12 protein-coding genes are annotated in these 19,674 nt (G+C 41.1%); 9 read left to right on the top strand and 3 right to left on the bottom strand.

Features of this window, described 5'->3' with window-relative positions:
* Nucleotides 1-444 precede the first annotated feature (444 nt).
* From VRK28_RS00695 to VRK28_RS00675, 5 genes are all read left to right on the top strand, one after another.
* A complete protein-coding gene (locus VRK28_RS00695) occupies nucleotides 445-4,431 on the top strand; it encodes a hybrid sensor histidine kinase/response regulator transcription factor (RefSeq protein ID WP_332393094.1) in 3,987 nt (1,328 codons plus the stop codon).
* A gap of 296 nt (nucleotides 4,432-4,727) precedes the next feature.
* Nucleotides 4,728-8,231: a COG1470 family protein gene (locus VRK28_RS00690; RefSeq protein WP_269408797.1), complete on the top strand. Its 3,504-nt coding sequence runs from the start codon at nucleotides 4,728-4,730 to the stop codon at nucleotides 8,229-8,231.
* 53 nt (nucleotides 8,232-8,284) lie between these two features.
* Entirely contained in the window at nucleotides 8,285-8,656 is a 372-nt protein-coding gene (locus VRK28_RS00685) for a hypothetical protein (protein WP_062564682.1), read from the top strand.
* A 70-nt stretch (nucleotides 8,657-8,726) separates the two neighbouring features.
* Nucleotides 8,727-9,341: a trimeric intracellular cation channel family protein gene (locus tag VRK28_RS00680; protein WP_054563935.1), complete on the top strand. Its 615-nt coding sequence runs from the start codon at nucleotides 8,727-8,729 to the stop codon at nucleotides 9,339-9,341.
* A gap of 38 nt (nucleotides 9,342-9,379) precedes the next feature.
* Complete coding sequence (locus VRK28_RS00675) at nucleotides 9,380-10,891, top strand: YifB family Mg chelatase-like AAA ATPase (protein ID WP_332393093.1); 1,512 nt, start codon at nucleotides 9,380-9,382, stop codon at nucleotides 10,889-10,891.
* Between the two features lie 8 nt (nucleotides 10,892-10,899).
* Here the strand turns inward: VRK28_RS00675 and VRK28_RS00670 are convergent, their stop codons facing one another.
* Nucleotides 10,900-11,604, bottom strand: a complete 705-nt coding sequence (locus VRK28_RS00670; protein ID WP_062564684.1) for a response regulator transcription factor — start codon at nucleotides 11,602-11,604, stop codon at nucleotides 10,900-10,902.
* Between the two features lie 165 nt (nucleotides 11,605-11,769).
* Nucleotides 11,770-14,265 (bottom strand): alpha/beta hydrolase family protein, encoded by a 2,496-nt coding sequence (locus tag VRK28_RS00665; RefSeq protein WP_332393092.1) that lies wholly within the window; start codon nucleotides 14,263-14,265, stop codon nucleotides 11,770-11,772.
* Nucleotides 14,266-14,409: 144 nt separating this feature from the next.
* Here VRK28_RS00665 and VRK28_RS00660 point away from each other — a divergent pair, with 144 nt between their 5' ends.
* Nucleotides 14,410-15,474, top strand: a complete 1,065-nt coding sequence (locus VRK28_RS00660) for a hemolysin family protein (protein WP_332393091.1) — start codon at nucleotides 14,410-14,412, stop codon at nucleotides 15,472-15,474.
* On the opposite strand, the gene VRK28_RS00655 is transcribed toward VRK28_RS00660, so the two are convergent.
* Nucleotides 15,471-16,691, bottom strand: a complete 1,221-nt coding sequence (locus VRK28_RS00655; RefSeq protein ID WP_332393090.1) for an EAL domain-containing response regulator — start codon at nucleotides 16,689-16,691, stop codon at nucleotides 15,471-15,473. The two genes, VRK28_RS00660 and VRK28_RS00655, sit on opposite strands and share 4 nt — an antisense overlap.
* Before the next feature lie 175 nt (nucleotides 16,692-16,866).
* Here VRK28_RS00655 and VRK28_RS00650 point away from each other — a divergent pair, with 175 nt between their 5' ends.
* The 3 genes from VRK28_RS00650 to VRK28_RS00640 all read left to right on the top strand — a co-directional run bounded on the left by VRK28_RS00650 (nucleotide 16,867) and on the right by VRK28_RS00640 (nucleotide 19,671).
* Nucleotides 16,867-17,883, top strand: a complete 1,017-nt coding sequence (locus tag VRK28_RS00650; RefSeq protein WP_062564687.1) for a metalloprotease — start codon at nucleotides 16,867-16,869, stop codon at nucleotides 17,881-17,883.
* A 195-nt stretch (nucleotides 17,884-18,078) separates the two neighbouring features.
* Nucleotides 18,079-19,323: an HlyD family efflux transporter periplasmic adaptor subunit gene (locus tag VRK28_RS00645; protein WP_332393089.1), complete on the top strand. Its 1,245-nt coding sequence runs from the start codon at nucleotides 18,079-18,081 to the stop codon at nucleotides 19,321-19,323.
* A gap of 201 nt (nucleotides 19,324-19,524) precedes the next feature.
* Nucleotides 19,525-19,671 (top strand): hypothetical protein, encoded by a 147-nt coding sequence (locus tag VRK28_RS00640; protein WP_269408802.1) that lies wholly within the window; start codon nucleotides 19,525-19,527, stop codon nucleotides 19,669-19,671.
* Nucleotides 19,672-19,674 lie beyond the last annotated feature (3 nt).

Here is a 19,674-nt window from a genome sequence, read left to right as displayed (position 1 = left end):
GCTCCCGCAACCAACTGAAATTATATAATAGGCACGCGAAAGCGTGTTTTTTTATGCCTGAAAAAGCTGGAAGCTTTAAGCTATAAGTTTTAAGTAGAATGAGAGTGTTGTTTAGTGCAGTGTTTTCACTCGTGTTCACCCAGTTCATTCTTTGGGTAGGTTGGTTTGAGCGTAGCGAAACCCAACATAAACAGAGCTATCAGCTATCAGCCGTCAGTTGATCAGAGCGATAGGCTTGACCTAGAACCTAGCACCTAGCACCTTTACCCCGCTAACTCGCTAACTCGCTAACTCGCTAACTCGCTAACTCGCTAACTCGCATCTAAATCCAACCCCTTGATATCTATCTTGGTTATTCATCCCTAAATTGGGAAATGATTATGAATGTTAGCTGAACTGAACTACGCTTGATTAATAACTAATAATAAATGTGTAGATTTAGGGATGATCCGTTTTTTAATTGCGCTGTTAGCACTTCTGTTTTTACCTTCAGCTTTGTGTGCATTTCAAAACTACGATATTGATGATGGTCTATCGCAAAGTGTTGTCTTTGATATTGTTCAAGACCAGCAAGGTTTTATCTGGATTTCAACACAGGCAGGTTTAAACCGTTTTGATGGTAATGAGTTTACTGTATTCACTGCCTCTGATGAGACGAATAGTCTAGCGAATAACTATATTTACCCATTGGCAATAGACAACGAGTCAACGCTGTTTATAGGCACTCGAAATAGTGGTGTAAACCAACTCGCATTACATAATTATCAATTTTCTGAGCCGCTTTTAAAAGAGCGCCGCATTACCAGTTTATTGGTGGCGCAACAGCAAGTTTATATTGGCACTTACGACGGCAGCCTGTTTCGTTACGATAAGCGAACAGAGCAACTTGAAACCTTAATAACAGGGTTAAAAAAACCTATTTATGCGCTATCAAAAATCGCTGACATACTTTGGATAGGAACGCATGGAGCTGGGTTACTTCATTATGATCTTATTAATAAACAACAAATTAATACTGTTTTTTCTGGCTTTGCTGAGCCAGTAAACATTCATGCTAGTGTCTTTGCTATCAAACAGGCCGCTGATGGCAGTATTTGGTTGGCAAGTCAGGGCGGCGGCTTATATAAGGTTACTCTAAGCACCCAAACAATAACGCAGTGGTTAACTTCTAATGATGATAATTCTGGGCTTAGTAGCAATGAAATTCGTGATATTGAGTTTGATAGCCAGGGCCGAGTTTGGCTAGCAACGCGAGGCGGCGGAATTAATGTTTACGACCCTATTGATGCAAGCTTCACCATTTTAGCGCATGACCCGTTTGATAAATATAGTCTTGCTCATGACCGGGTATATAGTATCTACCGAGACAGTAGCGACATTATGTGGTTTGGTACTGCACGTGGGATCAGTAAGCTCGACTCAGCATCATTGCAATTTAGTAAGTTAAAAAAGCCAACGCCACTTTCAAGTAACGATGCGTGGGCGTTATTTGAAGACTCAAAGCAACGTATTTGGTATGGCAGCTGGGGTGGCGGTATCGATATTCTTGATCAGCAATTAAATCGTTTAGATCGCATAACCACCGAAAGTTCACCGTATTCAATCAGTAGCAATGCAATTAAAGCCATCGCCGAAGATCGTAATGGCGATATATGGATTGGCAGCTGGCAGCAAGGGATTGATGTTTTGCATACCGATGGCAGCATCAGTCACTTTCGGGCAGATGAAGGCGGGCATGGCTTAACTGAAAACAGTATATATGCCCTTTTAGTCGATGAGAAAAATAATGTTTGGGTCGGCACTAATGGAGGGGGGCTGTTTTGCTTTGATAGGCAGCGCGGCAAATTTATTAGTTTTGCACAGCCTGTAGCAAATACACAACTTGTAATTCCAACGGCTCGGGTGACGAGTTTATACAAAAGCTCGCAAGTAGATTTATGGATAGGCACAGATGGTGATGGGGCTTATCACTACAACGCAGCAACCGATACTCTCACTAATTATCGCAAAGGCGACTTGGCTTTATCTGATAATACAGTGCGTGCATTTTTAGAAATTGACCAGCAAATGTGGCTCGCAACGTCGAACGGCTTAAATATTATTGATTTGAGCAACCAGCAAGTTCATCAGCTTAATGTCGCTCAAGGCCTCCCTAATCAAGTCGTTTATGCATTGTTAAAAGACAATGAAGATTGGGTCTGGCTAAGTACCAACAACGGTCTCGCTAAAATAGATCCTGCAACCATGAGCATTAAAAACTATAAAGCTCGACATGGCTTACAAGGTAATGAATTTAATGCCGGTGCTTATTTAAAAACCCGTGATGGCCGCTTGATGTTTGGCGGCACTCAAGGGGTTAGTGTCATTAATCCTGCTGATCTTGAAGTTAATACTATTGGCGGGCAATTAGCACTCACTAGTTTGCAGTTTGATGATGAGGATGTGGTAAATCAGGGAGTCAGCCGTTTAGGCAGTTTATACCAAATAGAAAAAAGCCGTTTAGTGACTATTCCTGCGGGAATTAAACGGGTTCATTTTCAGGTTAGTTACCTACACTACTCTGAGCCACAGACTAACCAGTACTCCTATCAGTTAGCAGGCTTTGAACAGCAATGGCGAAAAGCTACAGGGTCGTTTTTATCTGTTGACTACACTAATCTTCCTGCTGGTAAATATCAGTTGAAAGTTAATGCTAGTAGTGAAAATGGGGCAAATGCGCTCACCCCATTACTGTTAAACATAACGGTTCTTGCGCCTTGGTGGCAAACAAGTGAGTTTTATTTGCTAGCAGCCATGCTGATTTTGGCTATGGTGTGGTTATTCACAGTGCTTTGGACTCGCCGTATACGCAAACAAAAATATTATCTGGAGCAAATTGTTAGCGAACGCACTGACGAAATCGCAGAGCAAAAAATGCTAATTGAACAGCAAGCTGACGCTCTGAGTGACTCACTCGAAAATAAAGTGCGTTTTTTCACACATGCATCCCATGAATTACGTACTCCTTTGAGTTTGTTAATTGCGCCATTGCAAAAGCTCATAGCAGATGAGCGAAATACTGAAAAGCGTGAGCAACTGAATTTGGTATTGCGTAATAGTCGGCGTTTAGAAAACTTGGTCGATAAGCTACTAACCTTGACTCGCTATGATGAACGCCATGAAGAGATTATTAAAGTTGTATCATTATCGGCAATAGCCAGAGAGGTCGCGGGGCAGTTTGCTGTATTAGGTGAAAAGCCTATCGACTTTAAGGTTGATATTGAAGAGGCTGTATTTATTGAAAGCACCCGAGAAGGGGTGATCACAATTCTTACTAATCTATTAAGCAATGCTTTTAAATATACTCAGCAAGGCCAAGTCAGCTTAATCGTAAGCGCATCAGGTGAGTTTGCCTACATAGAAGTAACAGACACAGGTAAAGGCATCGCAGACGCTGAAAAAGACAAGGTGTTTGATACTTTCTACAGAGTAAGTAGTCATGCAAATGTAGAAGGCAGTGGCGTAGGTTTAGCTATCGTTAAACGTCTGGTCGATAAATACAAAGGCAATATTGTGTTGGCAAGTCGTTTAGGAGAAGGAACCAACTTTAAACTCGCATTTAAAACAGCGCAATTTGCAGAGCAAGTGCCTGTTGATAGTACAAGCCTAAAATCAAAAGTGAGTCATGATAAAGCGAGTGTATTAATTATTGAAGATAATGACGAGCTACGTCATTACCTAAAAACAGAGTTACAGCACCGCTATCAAGTATTATTAGCTGAAGATGGTCAGATCGGTTTGCAAATAGCGCTGAGCCAAGTACCAGATTTAATTATTACTGATCTAATGATGCCAAAAGTCGATGGCTTTACTGTTTTAGATTCATTACATAATTCGCCCGTTACTTGTCATATTCCGGTGATTATTTTGACCGCCAAGGGAGACTATGAAACCCGAGTAAGTAGTTTGCAACAGCATGCGCTAGATGTGATCACAAAGCCATTTGATAGAGAAGAGCTTTTTTTAAAGGTTGAGAATTGGATACATTGGGTCAATTTATACTCTCAACAGCAAACTATGGATGCACCTGATCATGTTGAGACAAAGCAACCGGTTGTGGTTGATCCTCGTGACAAACAGCTGCTTGAAAAGCTTGAGTTGTATGTTGCTGAGCATTACCAGCAACAAGGTTTCTCTATGGTGAATTGTGCGAAAGAATTAGCGCTTAGTGAGCGTCAATTACAACGTAAGTTAAAAGTTCTATTAAACATTACTCCTAGTGAGTATTTGCGTAATTATCGACTGAGTAAAGCTGCTGAATTACTAAGACAAGGGCGACAAATAAGCTTAGTAATAGACGATGTGGGCTTTTCGTCACGCTCGTATTTTTCTAAATTTTTCAAAGCAAAATATGGTATGACGGCGAAAGAATATCAATGCCATTATGTATAACTCGTTGTTTGTTATTGAAATGTCGTATTTGAGTACATTTTTGTCGGCATTCAGCATACTTATTTCTTGTAACTAATCTACCCTTGAACCTTAACGTAAAATGAACCGCTTTGATGGGATCTCGGGTGTTCATATTTGACGGGCAAACATGACTGAATTCAGATTATGGTTAAGGACGACACTGAGATCCCGCCTTTATTCATGTTCAAAATAGGTTTTGCTTCCCTTGAGTTATGGCAACTGTGCATGCAGTTGCCTCTTTTTAGGGGAATACAACACACAATGTAAGGATTAGCATGATGAGCCCCCCTAATTTTCATTCCATAAAGTATCTAAAGCAATTATTACTAGCGACAAGTCTTGTCGCTTTAACCGCTTGTGGTGGAGGCGGTGGAGGTGGTGATGACGATGATGATACCCCTCCCGTCGCTACAAACAAAAATCCCACGGTATCTATTAGTAGTGATAGCAGCGTAACAGAAGGCGGCGAGTTAGTCCTACAAGCGACGGCAACAGACAGTGATGGCACAATTGCAAGTTACGCATGGCAGCAAACATCAGGTCCAGATCTAACACTTACCGGCAGCGATACAAGTACACTTACGATCACCGCGCCTGAGATCGAAGATGATGCAGATGTCGTTGTTTCACTGACAGTCACCGATGATGATGGTGCAACCGCCACAGCAACAGTAACGATTGAGCTTAAACGTAAAGTGCTCAGCGTAACGATCACCGGTATTGTAACCGATGAGCCGATTATCAACTCAAGTATTGTGGTGCAGATTGGTGATGAACAATTTGAGATTACCGCTGATGCACAAGGCCGCTATAGCGTAAACATTGAGGTTGATGACTCAGATGCTGATGAGCTGGTTAAGCTGGTGGCGTTGGGTAATAACTCCATTGATCCGGGCGTTGAATTTGTATCCCAACTGAAGTCTATCGCAACGCTTGTTTCACAAGCTGGAGCCGATGGCACATTAAGCAAAGATGAAAACTTTGGCGTAAACATTACTAATGTCAGTACTGCAGAGTTTGCACTTTTAAGCCGCGACGGTACAAACATCGATTCTGAACAAGCATTAGATGAAGCTTTACTCGCTGTTGATGCTGACGAAAAACTGCTACTTGCAGCGTTAATCAAGATCATTGTAGATAATGATGACTACGAACTACCTGAGGGTGTCGATTCGACCCTTGATTTAATATCTAGCGCTGAACAAATTGATGACTTTATAAATACAGTTGAAAGCCAAGACCCAGGATTAATCGACTCTACAAAAGAAGAGATTAAAGATGATGATGAACTAGTTGATCAAACAATCAATAATCTGACCGGCAACTATTTATTAATGCAACCACAATATTATCGAACTTCAGTTGGGCAGTTTGAGTTTAATAATGATGGTACCGGGTATGTCAGTTTACTGGATGTTGATACTGACTTTAGTTGGTCGCAACAAGAGCAAGACATCACAATTACTTTGGCTGAGCCAGCATTAATGAGTTGCTTTGTGGTTACTGATGGAAACGATGAACAGCTAGATGTTTGTGAGTACTTAGTTGAGTTAGACCTAACTATTCTTCTTGAAAACGATGCAAACAGAACGGTTGAGTTTTTCCGTAAAAGCGAAACACGCATAACCAGTTCAGATGTTGTATATAGAACTACAGAATCGAACTATAACGCCACCCTTATTGAACAACAGCAAACACTTGCTGTGACAGCAGATGAACTTATTGGTAATTGGGTTATTGATAACCTAAGCGAGTTTGGTGGATATAGTAGTGCAGTAAGTGTTGAGTTACTTTCTGGTGGAACAGGAACGCTCATTGATAACGATAACGCGCCTGTTAGTGTGACTTGGCAAGTTGATGGGAATCGACTGCTTATAAGCAATAATGCAGAAACTATTAGTTACGACATCGCTATTTGGCTCGTTAAAAATGTACAAGTGGGCTATCAATTTGCGGCATCACTCGAAGCTAAAGCGGACGATAGCTCGCGTACAGTCACAGGTTTAATGGTGAGAGATAATCAGCTTTCATTTACTAAGCCAGACCTATTGGGTAAATGGACTGTTTACCAAGGCTATAACTCACCTCAAACAGACCTCCACTATGATGTGTATGATGATGGTTTAATGAACTTTAACCTGAATCAAAACTTCCGTTCTTGGCAAGTAAGCAGTGAGGGAGTGTTCTTAAGATATAACTATTTTACGAGCAATGGTGTTCAGCCAATTTGTCCTGAAGGGGAAGTTTGCCAAGTATACAGTGAGTTCTCGCAGCGATTATTAGCCACTAACAATGGTCAAAACTTTACCTATCGTAAATATCGCTTTTTTAACTATGATGGTTCGGAGCGTGTCGAAGATTATTCATCTCATCTACGTAACTTCTCTGTGTCAGATGAGTATGGGGTAACTAAATTCGCACCTTATTGGTTAGAAGAAAACGCAAGTTTTGATAATAATGGCTACCCAATTACAACTAACTACATTGAACTTTATTCACCAAGAGAGTTAGGTGTAGAAACCATTAAAATAGCGACTATTTATGATGAGATGACGGCTGAGTATAGCCATCAAATCACCTTCACTTACCTTGGAGTGGTCAATCAATACGACTACAGTTTAGCGTCAGGGAAATTACTATTTGATAGCATGAAAGCTGAAGTGAGTGACTTTGATCGAAACTTCTTAACTATTTGCGTGTATGAGCAAGCAGGTAGTTGTACTGAAGATGCTAAACAAGCGTGGTACTTTGATAAGGCAATGGCTGAAGAGCAAGTTGTTGTAGAGCGTCCAGCAACGGATCATCCATTAGATGGGGCTTGGCAGCTTGCTGATGAGCCTGATGTCGCGGTAATTATTCGTGATGGAAAATGGTTACAAATACAAGGAATGGACGACCCTGATGATGATACCGCATTCCCTGGTTTTGAAATTGGTGACTTTACTTGGGATGAAACAACAGGCGCTTTTGATGTCACTATTACGGAAGATACCAATGGTAGTTTCGGTATAGATGATGCTGGCAGTATTGTTGCCAGTGTTGATGGAGATACGCTGACATTCGATATCGAAGGTGAGGGTATTATTACGCTAAGTAGAATCTACAGTGAATCAAACCCGCTAATAGGGGGTTATACATATGGCTCTTACGATGGAGATTTCTTCATTGCTGTATTTAAAGAGGATGGCACTTTCTTAGAGCTTGCTCATGATACTGAGTTTGATGAGTTAGGTATATCAGGTGGTTACTACACCTATGATGCAGAAACTCAAAAGGTAGTGGTTGATTTCTATGTAAAAACCTATGGTGACCCAATTGAATTAGCTGACCCTTACTTTATTGTGAAGCCACAAGGTAACTTTATACAGTTCAAAGACGGCGATGATTTTGGCCTCTTCGAACGCGTTACACGAGTTATTGATCAAGCAGCTTTCACTGAAGCAGATCTTATTGGCTCACATGTATTTACCTTTATGGCTGATGATGGCAGTGGTTTAGAAACCTCTAATGTCGTTATAAGTAATGATGGTACTGCAACATTTGAGTTAGATGGTGAAGTACGCTCAGCAGAGTGGGCATTAGATCTTGGGTCGTTGATGATGTATAGCGAACCAACAGCTACGCAAAATTATGGCTATGGTGTGACTATGACACCCGTAATAACCATTGAAGGTGGTTTTAGTGTAGCAACGCTAGGTTTCGAAGTACCTGAAACCTACGATGATAATGATGATCCCGAGTTACACACTTTTGTATCGGGCAGTTTAATTAAGCAGTAATTTTCTGAGCCCAGTAGCAGCAATGCTACTGGGCTTTTTTGAGGAGTTAGTTTATGAAAGCGTTATATTTCTCAGTATTACTTCTTACCCTTAGTGGGTGCCAAACGATGGATGCAATGCAAGAAGACATTAGTGATTTAAGTAATAGCTTGTTTTCAAGTGAAGATATGAGCGAAGAATCACAAGATGCATTCTTAAAAGCACAAGAGGCATTTTATGAAGCCGACAATGTTCGTAAGAAACATGCGCAATTAAATGCTCAAGAACGAAGCTTATGGGTTGAGTTAGAAGATGATTACAACATCTTATTAGCTGCGCCAAGTAAAGCCACTGAGAAGGAATCTTACTTTTCAGACTCCACACTTGCAGACAGCGTTATGATGCAGAGTTTAAAGTTTATTGAGCTGGTCGAAAAAGGCGAGTAATAGAAACTTCGCTTAAAAGATTGAAAAGTTTATGTTACAACGGCACTAACATTACTTTTTAGTTACAAACATGACTGAACTTTACCATTGGTTTGATTTATTCGGCGTAGCCGTGTTTGCAGTTTCTGGAACGCTACTGGCGTACAACAAAAAAATGGATGGCTTTGGGGTTGTTGTGTTAGCCACAGTCACTGCTATTGGCGGTGGGACTGTGCGCGACGTTATTTTAGATGTTCCTGTATTTTGGCTACATGATCAAAGCTACTTTTGGGCTATTTTATTGTCTGTATTTGTCACCACTCGATTAATCAATAAGCAGCGTTCTATTTCACTTAATGCGCTGCAAGTGGCAGATGCTTTCGGTTTGGCATTTTTTGCGGTGATGGGCACACAAAAAGCCATGCTAGCAGGTATGCCAGATACCACCGCGATTATCATGGGTGTAATAACAGCCTGTTTTGGCGGTGTTATCCGCGATGTGCTGGCTGGAAATATGCCGATGCTATTAAAGGGTGAGCTCTATGCCATTGCTTGTATCGCTGGTGGCATTGTTTATACATTAAGTATCTCGCTGGGTTTAGTGACCGAAGTAGCTATGATATTAGCCATGCTAATGACCTTATCACTGCGTTTAGCTGCAATGAAATGGCAACTGACATTACACGTTTTTAAATATCCCGACTAAACTTAATTTAAGGATGAATGATAGGGACATCATGGATCGTGTCTTTAGCTAGAATATTTTCACGTGCACAAGTGGGTGTGCAAGCTCCTGAAGTGATTGTAGAAGTACACTTAGGAAATGGCTTGCCAGCTTTTCATATCGTTGGCTTGCCTGAAGCGTCAGTCAAAGAGTCAAAAGATAGAGTGCGTAGCGCTCTCGAAAACTCACAGTTTGGTTTTCCAGATCAACGGATAACCGTCAACCTTGCACCTGCTGATTTACCTAAAGAAGGTGGCCGTTTTGACTTGGCTATTGCTGTGGGTATTTTAGTCGCCTCTGGGCAAATAAGCTGCCCTGATATTCATCGTTATGAGTTTTACGGAGAGTTGGCTTTAAATGGTGAGGTAAGAGGGGTCAATGCTATTTTACCTTCGGTGTTAGGAGCGAAAGAGCTGGGGCGCTGTTGTTTCTTACCCGCCGAAAACGACAATCTCGCAAGTCTTGTGTCGGGCGTTTCTCGAAAAGCCGTTTACTCCTTACAAGATGTTTGGAATGACTTATTAAATCAGCAACCCCTGCCACTTAATATTAGCTATCCTGAGCAGCAGTCGCAGCGTGACTCGCTACTCGATTTAAGTGATGTGAAAGGCCAACCTGGTGCCAAACGAGTGCTCGAAATAGCAGCCGCTGGTGGCCATAATTTATTGTTTCTTGGCCCTCCAGGTACTGGCAAGTCAATGCTTGCCCAGCGTATGCCTACGATTATGCCAACCATGTCGGATGATGAAGCAATTAGTACTGCCGCGTTATATTCGATAATTGGTCAATCGGTTGATTTATCGAATTGGCGTGAACGCCCCTTCAGAAATCCACATCATACTTGCTCTGCTGTTGCCCTTGTTGGTGGCTCTTCGAATCCTAAACCGGGGGAAATTTCTCTTGCTCATAATGGCGTATTGTTTTTAGACGAGCTGCCCGAATTTGAGAGAAAGGTGCTCGATTCACTGCGTGAACCAATGGAAACGGGCGTGGTGACTATATCGCGAGCGGCACGACAAATGGAATTTCCATCGCAATTCCAGCTGATCGCCGCATTAAATCCAAGCCCTACAGGAAGCCATACAGATAAGCGTGCAACGCCAGATCAAGTATTGCGGTATTTATCTCGAGTATCTGGACCATTTATCGATAGGATTGATTTACAAATTGAGCTGCCGAGACTCACCAGTAGCCAATTACAGAGCACGCAAGTAGAAGAAAGCAGTGAACAAGTAAGAGCCAGAGTTGAAAGAGCTTATGCAATTCAACTTAACCGGCAAGGCAAAGTGAATGCGCGCTTGAATAATAAAGAAATGAGCATTCATTGTGAGTTGGCAGCTGCTGAGCTGCAGTTTTTAGCAAAAGCCAGCGAAAAGCTGGCTTTGTCACCACGCTCGTATCATCGTGTTATTAAAGTTGCACGCACAATTAGCGACTTGAAAGCACAGCCAGCAATTACCTTAAATGAATTAAAAGAGGCGTTGAATTATCGCGCCTTTGAACGGTTAATTAGCCAATTAACGCAGTATTAGTAAGCTTGCTAAATAGACAGCATGTAGCCTTTGCCGCGAACGGTAACGATACGTTTTTGGTCTTTTTCATCGCTTAATTTTTTACGTAAGCGGCCAATAAGCACATCAACGGTTCGATCGCTTGGGCTCCAATCTGGTTGACCTATTTCTTCGGAAATTTTTTCACGCGATGTCGCTTTACCCGCATTTGCAATAAGGCAAATAAGTACCTTGTGCTCTGCTTCGGTAAGACGAGACTCTTCACCATTAGGGGTCACTAATGTGCGGTTATCTGGGTGCAGTTTAAAATCGGCATATTCAATAAACTCTTCACTCTCATCATCTTGCTGAGAGCCTTTTATGCGCTTAAAAAGAGCGCGCATTCGAAGTTCAAGTTCAAGTAAGTCAACCGGCTTGCAAATATAGTCATCGGCACCTTGTGCAAGACCAGCAATACGGTCAGCTTGCGAGTCACGACTAGACAGCACAATAACGCCAATATCAGTCAGTGCATTAAGTTCTTTGGCAAGCAAAAGCCCATCGCGTTTTGGTAACACAATGTCGATAACGGCTAGAGAAACTGCTTCTTTAGTTGAAGCACGCGATTGCACAATGCTTAATGCATCGGCCCCCGTTGAATCTACCTCAATATTAAACTCAGTTTCTTTAAAATGATTTAGAATGCGTTTAACGAGTAGTTCGTCGTCTTCAACCAATAAAACTTGAATAGTCATTCGCTTTAATTTCACACTTGATTTGTTGTTATGTTAGCACTGTATGGCAAAGGCTGAGAAGTGTATTGGCGAGGTTTGTAACTATTTCTTACAATTTAATGGCTTAGCTATAGTTGAAAAGGGTGAAAGCTGAGCACTCGCACAGTACTCAGCCAAGTGATTAAACTACTTTTCAGGATAAAGGTATTGCCACCATTGTGGCTGATCTTTTAAGTTTTTATCGAAATAAGCCAACATGGTATTCCACCAGTCGAAGCGTTTATCACGAGCAAAAATTTGGTGATCTGCACCTTTGTACTCAATCAGGTCAACATCTTTACCTAATAACTTTAATGCGGTGTACATATTGTGGCTTTCACCAACCGGTACGTTGGTATCCGAATCACCATGAAGGAGTAATAACGGCGTTGTTACTTTGTCAGCATGAAACACCGGGCTGTGTTGGCTATAAAGTGTAGGATTGTTCCACGGGTAGCTATTTTTAGATGCCTCAGCTGAGTATAAGTAACCCCACCAACCTTGGCCCCAGTACGAGGTGATATTTGAAATCCCTGCATGGGCAATCGATGCACTGAACATATCTGTTTTAGTTGCGAGTAGCATGGTCATAAAGCCACCGTAAGAGGCCCCTAAATTACCTACACGCTTACTATCTACAAAGTTATATTTATCTAAAAAAGCTTTTGTGCCGTCGATGATGTCGTTGGCGGTGTATTCACCCCATGCGTTGACGTGTTTAGCCGAGAACTCTTGGCCAAAGCCGGTTGCGCCAGTAGGTTGTACAACGTAAACAACATAGCCATGCTCAGCCCATAGGTTAAATGGGTAGCGACCGGTAAAACCACGAGTTACTGGCGAAGTGCCACCATAATAATAAACCAATGCAGGGTATTGTTTATTGCTATCTAAATCATGCGGTAAATAAACGCGACCCTTAATTTCAATGCCATCTTTATTAGTAAAGTTAAACTCTTCCAATGAGGCTACATGCGTATTTTCATAGCCAATTGGCTTAGAGTCCCACATTACTTTAGCGCGGCTCTTACCTAAGCTTAGTTGTTTTAACTGCTGAGGTGTTGACGCTGTGGTGCCGGTAACCAAAATGCGCGGGGTGCGTTCGTGTGAATAGCTAACTTGCTCAACAACATCAAAGCCCGTATTCACTTTATTAAAACGCTTTTTGCTTAAGTCGAATTGATAAAGTTGTACAGTATCTTGCTCGGTAACTTTAATCAGTGCATCACCGTTTTTAAGTACGTTTAACTGGCCGATAGCCGGGTTAAACTCTTTACTTAAAGGGGTTGCTTTTTTACCGTCACGGCTGAGTAAATAAAGTTGACCATCATAGTTATTAGCAAGCATCCCTTCAGGAAGGTTACGACCTAAGCCGTTATTAAAATCTGGTCCGGCAGTGACATAAATTCCGTCGTCAGTATATTTAGCCTGATTAAATGTTTTGTATTGACCAAGTACCGTAAGAGCCGATGTAGTTAGGTTTAGCTCAACAAGTTCTGTTGCTGGCTGTGGTGATAGCTGCATTGCTTGTGCTGAGCGGCTCATTAAGACGTGACCGCTTTTAGCATCAAAATCTTCAAGTGAATGGCTAAGTGGGCCTTGGCTTAAGATTTTGCTAAGACCTGTTGATATATCGAGTAAATATACTTGCGATGTAGTACGAGCATAAGACCAGCGGTCTTGCAGGCCTTGATAATGTTTAGTGAGCTTGCCATTGTCTGTTGGGGACTTTGACCAACTAAAAATTAAGCTGTTGTTATCAAAAAACTGAAAGCTATTCGCACCAGAGAGGTTTTTAGCAATGACGCTAAGTTGCATGGTTTTTAGGTTTAAACGCTTAAGCTCGCCATTTAATAGATACACTAAACTTTTGCTATCTGGGCTCCAAGTAATGTTACTTGGTTGGGCTGACTCAAAGCGATAAAGTGTATTGTTTTTTTCGTCTTTAAGTTCAGTAACATATTGCGCTTGATTAGCGGTTGCATCTTCGTAATGACGTTGGCTAGTAATGAAGTAATCACCATTTGGTGCCATTGAAATATAACTGACTGTTGGCGCATCAAATAATTGCTTAGCAGACAAACCGTGTTGTTGTTTAGCGCTAAATTGCACAGTATCTAGTTCTGACTTAGCCGTAAAATCAAGCTCAACCTCATTCCAGTTGGCTACTTGCTCAGTGATGATAACAAACTGATGATCGCCTTGGCTTAAAGCTAGCTCATAGCTTTTATTTTTTTCTGTTTGCTTTTCACCATCAATAAATAGCTGTGCGTTTTCAATGCCTTTAAGTGTTAATGAGCCTTGGCTAAAACGTTCGGTTGAGGCGGTAAATTTGAGTGCTTGCAAACCACCAAGTGTTAGAGCGCTCACTTTGTCGAATGATTGCCAGTCAAGCTCATTACCAAAAACGCGTATGCTATCGCTGCTTTTTTGCAAGCTAGGTAGTAGGTTAGCAATAATGGCATCGCGATGATCCGTTTGATATGGCTTAAGTTGCATATCTTTGCCAAGAGGGCCAATAAATTGCACCGCTGATTTATCAATGGCAGCGGCCATCGCTGTATTACTTAACGCACATAACGCTAATGCACTGAATGTTGTTTTTAGCTTGGCTGATTGGCTTAGCCAAGTAGTTGAAAGTGTCATAGTTTCGCCTGTTGAAGGTAATTTAAACCAATATAGCACGCTGCAAATTACCCAAAAAGTGCTCTGCGTTAGATTGCAGTCTGGTTTGAGCTTGTGGTTTTCAATTGCTATGGTGAGCAGGTTAACTTTTTAAGAGGGCTTACAGTGACATTGTTACTTGTTTATATGTTTGTTGCCATTGCGGTTTCGTTTTTGTGCTCAGTGATGGAGGCAGTACTGTTAAGTATTACACCAAGTTATGTTGCCATGCTCAGAAAGCAACAACCACAATTGGCAAAACGTGTTGGTAAGCTTAAAGACAATATAGACCAACCGTTGGCGGCAATACTCACGTTAAATACCATAGCGCACACTGCTGGTGCCGCTGGCGTTGGCGCACAAGCTGCGGTGGTGTTTTCAGATGCTGCGGTTGGCGTTGCCTCTGCAATTATGACGCTATTGGTACTAGTGCTTTCTGAAATTATCCCTAAAACATTAGGGGCTAATTATTGGCGAGGGTTAACACCCATTGTTAGTGTGAGCCTAATTTGGTTGGTGTTTATTCTAAAACCTTTCGTATGGTTTGCTGATATTCTAACGCGCTTTTTGGGGCGTAATTACGATGAAGCCTATTATATTCGCCAAGAGATTGAAGCCATGGCTGATATTGGTACTGAGTCTGGAGCGCTTGGGCAAGATGAATCTGAAATCATTCGTAGCCTGCTGCACTTTCGTCATGCCAAACTCGATACCTTAATGACACCACGTACGGTGCTTTTTAAAGTACATAAAGACTTAACCGTAAACCAATACTTGGCAGAGCATGGTTCTTCTTCGTTCTCTCGAGTATTGGTTTATGACAAAAATGGTGATGATATTATTGGTTTTGCACATAAAAATGACATTATGCTGGCATATCATCGTTTAGGTGAAGACTATAAAATTAGCAAGCTCGTTAAGCCTATTTACACCGTACCAGAAACCTTGCATGTGCCAACCTTGCTCGAAACCTTACTGTCTGAGCGCACACATATTTGTTTAGTCGTGGATGAATACGGTGATGTGCAAGGTATTGTCACTCTTGAAGATTTAATTGAAGCATTAATGGGGCTCGAAATTGTTGATGAGCATGATCAATCAGCCAATATGCAAAAAGTCGCCAAACAGCGTTGGCGACAACGTTTAGCATCGAGTAATACCATCGTCAGTGACGATAAGCGTAAACCTTAGCGGCGATGTCCTGCTGCAGTTTTTACCATTTGCCGCCATGAAAGTGACCAATTTAAAAAGTCTTCTTTGGCTTTCGGGCGGCACAGCAAAAAGCCCTGCATTAAAATAAACTCTTTGTAGCGGTCGAGGTATTCAAGTTCTTCAACTCGTTCAATGCCCTCGGCCACAATAGCGAGATCTTCTTGTATCGCTATATTCACCAAGCTACTAACAATCACTTGGGAAAACTGATCGGTTTCAATATTGCTAATCAAGGTGCGATCGATCTTAATTTCGGTAAACGGCAGCGTTTTTAGCTGCTGAATATTAGTAAAGCCAGTGCCAAAGTCATCAAGTGAAATACCAAAACCGCGCATTCGTAAACGGTTGAGTGTTTCGAGTTGTGCAGTGCTGCGTAGAGCATACTGTTCGGTAATTTCTAAAATCACTTCACTGGGGGTTAGGTTGTTAAGGTGCAGTATTAAAGCCAGTTTATCAGGGCAGCTTAAGTCCTCGAGCTGTGAAGGGGATAAGTTAAACGCCAGTTTTAAATTAGGATCAAACTGCTCTTTGATTTCTGAAAAATCATTAGTGGCTTTTTCAAATAATTGAAAAGTAATAAGGTTTATTAAATCCAGGTCTTCAGCGATACAAATGAAGCGCTCTGGTAAGATAATTTCATCTGCTTGGCTTGTGTTGATACGGGCAAGCACCTCAATACTTTCAACCCGATTATCGTGGCGATTTATCTTAGGTTGATAAAACGGAATAATCTCATTATGACTGATGGCATGTAGTAGCAGTGACTCAGAAATAGGGGTTTTTGTGCGCTCAACATGAATGGCAAAGTGCTCAAGCTTTTGCAGTAGTAAATACACTTGATTAAGTTGCACGGGTTTAGTGACGTTACCAATTAAGTGAGCGTTATGCTTACGAGCAAGGTCTGCGGCAAGGTCTATAACTTTAGGATCCATCTCAGAAATAATGGCAATTGCACCTTGATACTTCATAGCGCCTAAGTGGCGAATAAGCTCCATACCATCCATATCAGGCATATTGAGGTCGGTAAAAATGGCATCAAAGAATCGAGGTGCTTTTTTAATTTTTTCTAAAGCTTCTTCTGCACTTAGGCAGGTTGTGATGTGCGGAACCTCAAGCTCATTCAAAATGGCATGCATAACAATCAGGATGGCTTTTGAGTCATCCACTACGAGAATGTGTCTATTTGACTTCACCATATTCACTCCATGAACAAGAACGCTATAGTTAAAAGTAGTAGATAAACGGTATTTCGTCATGTTTTTTGCTTGTTTTGTGGTGCGAAAAATATACCTCCTTGTACCTAAAGGAAATTCGTAATTTTGTAAGGCCTCAGTATAATAGCCGCACTTTTTATTCGTATTTATAAGAACTATGGTCAGACTTCAGCTGAGCCTCGCAGACGAAACCTTTATTTTGCATTTAAACGGCTCACAGTTAATTCAGCTTTTTCATCAGCAACAAGCAATTGCCTTCGATAATCCAGAGTCAGATCTTTATGAGTTTGATTTTCAGGGGCAGCGTATTGGCCTTGATACTAGTAAAGTGCATGAAAAAAGCTTAGCAATCTTTGTTAACCAGCAGCAGGTGAGCCAACTTGCTTTACCTGAGTTACAAGAAGCTGAACCAAAACGCGGCATTATTGGTTTGCTGGCACTGGGCTTTAAATTATTCAAAAGTGCAAAAGTCGTGAAAGCGGCTTTAGCGGGTGCTTCGGTGGCAGGCTATGCGTGGTTATTTTCCATTGAATTTGCCTTGATGCTAATTGCTTGCTTGGTGGTGCATGAATATGGTCATGTACGTGCTATGAAATATTTTGGTATTAAAACTAAAGGTATTTACCTTATTCCCTTTGTCGGTGGTTTGGCTGTTTCTGATGATAAGATTACCACCAGATGGCAAGACGTGGTGATCTCACTCATGGGGCCCGCTTTTGGCTTAATTACCTCAGTGCTAGGAGTGGTGCTTTACTACGCCACTGAAATGGAAATATTCGCCGGGGTGGCGGTACTCAGTGCACTGTTAAACCTATTTAACTTGTTACCTATTTTGCCCTTAGATGGCGGCCATGTACTTAAAAGCATTAGTTTTTCGATGCGTTCATGGATAGGTCTAAGTGTGTGCTTATTAGGTGTGTTATTTGGCTTGTGGTTAAGCTATACCTTCGGCTTGATGCTACTGGTGTTTTTCTTATTTGTAGGGGCACTTGAGATTATCTTTGAGTGGCGCGGACGTCACTACTCACACCTCATCCCTCTCGATACTTATGGACAAGGTTTTTCAGCGGTAATGTACGCACTGGTTGTTGCAGGGCACGTTGCAGTGATGATGCACTTTGCTGACTCACAAAGCCCAATCCTAAGTTTGCCAATGAAGATATTAGCAAGTTAATTAACATTTAAGTACTAAGTTATATTCAGCTTAGTGCTTAAATTTAATTAATATATTTTAATTAAATTTCTATTTTATTTTAGTAATTAAACCTTTAATTTGTGCTGCGTTTCATATTTAGGAAAATTCTGATTTACAAAAATTAGAATGTCCCGCTAATTTTAAATTCAAGAGATATAGCAAAAGGATTTTGTTATGAGCTTGTTTAGAAAGGAAGCGATTGCACAGCAAAGTGAACGTTTAACTGGCGTAATCACTTTAGCGCAACCATTATCGATTAAATTAACTGTTGTAACCCTAAGCTCTGTTGCAGTTGCGGTTATAGTATTTCTTTTTACAGCAGAATATTCCCGCAAAGAAACTGTACGTGGTTTTCTCATGCCTAGTAAAGGCGTCATTCAAAGTTTTGCTAATCAAGGCGGAACAATTGAAAAACTTCATGTAAAAGAAGGTGACTCTGTCATTAAAGGACAAGCACTTGCTTCAATTGTTGTTCAGCAAAATGATAGTCAAGGTTTAGATCTCAGTTCACAGTTAGTTGAACAATTAACAGAGCAAATTAAACTTTTGAATCATGAGGTTATGCAAACGAAAGTGTTGCAAAAACAAGAAATACTAAACCTTGAAGCACAGCAAACGCTTTTAAATGAAGAAAAGCTTGCACTACAAAGTCAATTAACACTCGCAGATGAAAAGCTTGACCTATTGCAAAGTCAACAAGCTAATTTCAACCAGCTTAATAAGAGTGGCTTTTTATCGAATATAGAGCGTGAGCAGCAACAACAAGCTTTACTCGATGTTAAGCAAGAAAAGCAAAACTTAGCTCGAATACTGATGCAGCAAAATAATCAACTGAGTCAATTACGCTTTAATCTTGCTAACGTTCCACAACAATATGCACTTCGCATCAGTAACTTAAAACGAGAAATTTCAGATACACAAAACCAACTATCGCAGTTAAAAAGCAACTATAGCTACACAATTACGGCTAGCAATAATGGTGTTGTTACAGGCATCCAAGTAGTCGAAGGAGAGGTGTTAAGCCAAGCAAAGCTTTTACTGCATATTATACCTGAGGGTTCTGAGTTAGTTGCTGAATTACTATTACCAACGCGCTCCGCAGGGTTTATAGAAATAGGCAACGAAACTCGGTTACGTTTTGATGCCTTTCCATATCAACGCTTTGGATTTATCAATAGCACAATTAGCCGCATTGATAAGGCACTTATTACACCAAACGAAGTGCGGTTACCTATTACATTGCAAGAGCCAGTATATCGACTTAGGGCTACCTTAAGTCAGCAGCAAATGTCTGCGTATGGAAAGGCCTTTGAGTTAAAAAGCGGTATGTTGTTTGAGGCAGACATAATGTTAGAACAGCGCACATTAATTGAGTGGTTACTAGAGCCACTGTACAGCCTCAAAGGGCGTGTGAGTTAAGTCAATTAAATTTGAAAGTTTTGGTGGTTTGCTAAATGCAAATTACTAAAAAAGCGGCCAGCTTTAGTTAACTTTTAGCGAGCAGCTAAAGCTAGCCTATTAACAACCTATTTTGCCTATATTTTTATATTGCAAAATAAATAATCAACATTTGCTGAGTATAGATATAAATAATCAGCTATACAAATTTGGAGCATAGATATGCGCGAATTAAATGTAAATGAAGTTCAAGAAGTACATGGTGGCAATCCTGCAGTTTTATTTGTTGCTGGTTTTCTTGCCCGACGTTATGGTGCAAAAGCTATTTCATTTGGGTCAGCTGCTATTATTGCATGGTTTGCTGAGTAAGGA

This window comes from Pseudoalteromonas sp. P80D2 (assembly GCF_036680945.1).
GTDB classification, from domain to species: Bacteria; Pseudomonadota; Gammaproteobacteria; order Enterobacterales; family Alteromonadaceae; genus Pseudoalteromonas; species Pseudoalteromonas shioyasakiensis.
The sequence above is the reverse complement of the archived record's forward strand: the minus strand, read 5'-3'. Positions and strand labels throughout refer to the sequence as shown.

What these genes read in the sequence shown, in the direction of transcription:
- VRK28_RS00695 (WP_332393094.1), top strand. Translation starts at nt 445, where the DNA reads ATGATCCGTTTTTTAATTGCGCTGTTAGCACTTCTGTTTTTACCTTCA.
- VRK28_RS00690 (WP_269408797.1), top strand. Translation starts at nt 4,728, where the DNA reads ATGATGAGCCCCCCTAATTTTCATTCCATAAAGTATCTAAAGCAATTA.
- VRK28_RS00685 (WP_062564682.1), top strand. Translation starts at nt 8,285, where the DNA reads ATGAAAGCGTTATATTTCTCAGTATTACTTCTTACCCTTAGTGGGTGC.
- VRK28_RS00680 (WP_054563935.1), top strand. Translation starts at nt 8,727, where the DNA reads ATGACTGAACTTTACCATTGGTTTGATTTATTCGGCGTAGCCGTGTTT.
- VRK28_RS00670 (WP_062564684.1), bottom strand. Translation starts at nt 11,604, where the DNA reads ATGACTATTCAAGTTTTATTGGTTGAAGACGACGAACTACTCGTTAAA.
- VRK28_RS00665 (WP_332393092.1), bottom strand. Translation starts at nt 14,265, where the DNA reads ATGACACTTTCAACTACTTGGCTAAGCCAATCAGCCAAGCTAAAAACA.
- VRK28_RS00655 (WP_332393090.1), bottom strand. Translation starts at nt 16,691, where the DNA reads ATGGTGAAGTCAAATAGACACATTCTCGTAGTGGATGACTCAAAAGCC.
- VRK28_RS00650 (WP_062564687.1), top strand. Translation starts at nt 16,867, where the DNA reads ATGGTCAGACTTCAGCTGAGCCTCGCAGACGAAACCTTTATTTTGCAT.
- VRK28_RS00645 (WP_332393089.1), top strand. Translation starts at nt 18,079, where the DNA reads ATGAGCTTGTTTAGAAAGGAAGCGATTGCACAGCAAAGTGAACGTTTA.
- VRK28_RS00640 (WP_269408802.1), top strand. Translation starts at nt 19,525, where the DNA reads ATGCGCGAATTAAATGTAAATGAAGTTCAAGAAGTACATGGTGGCAAT.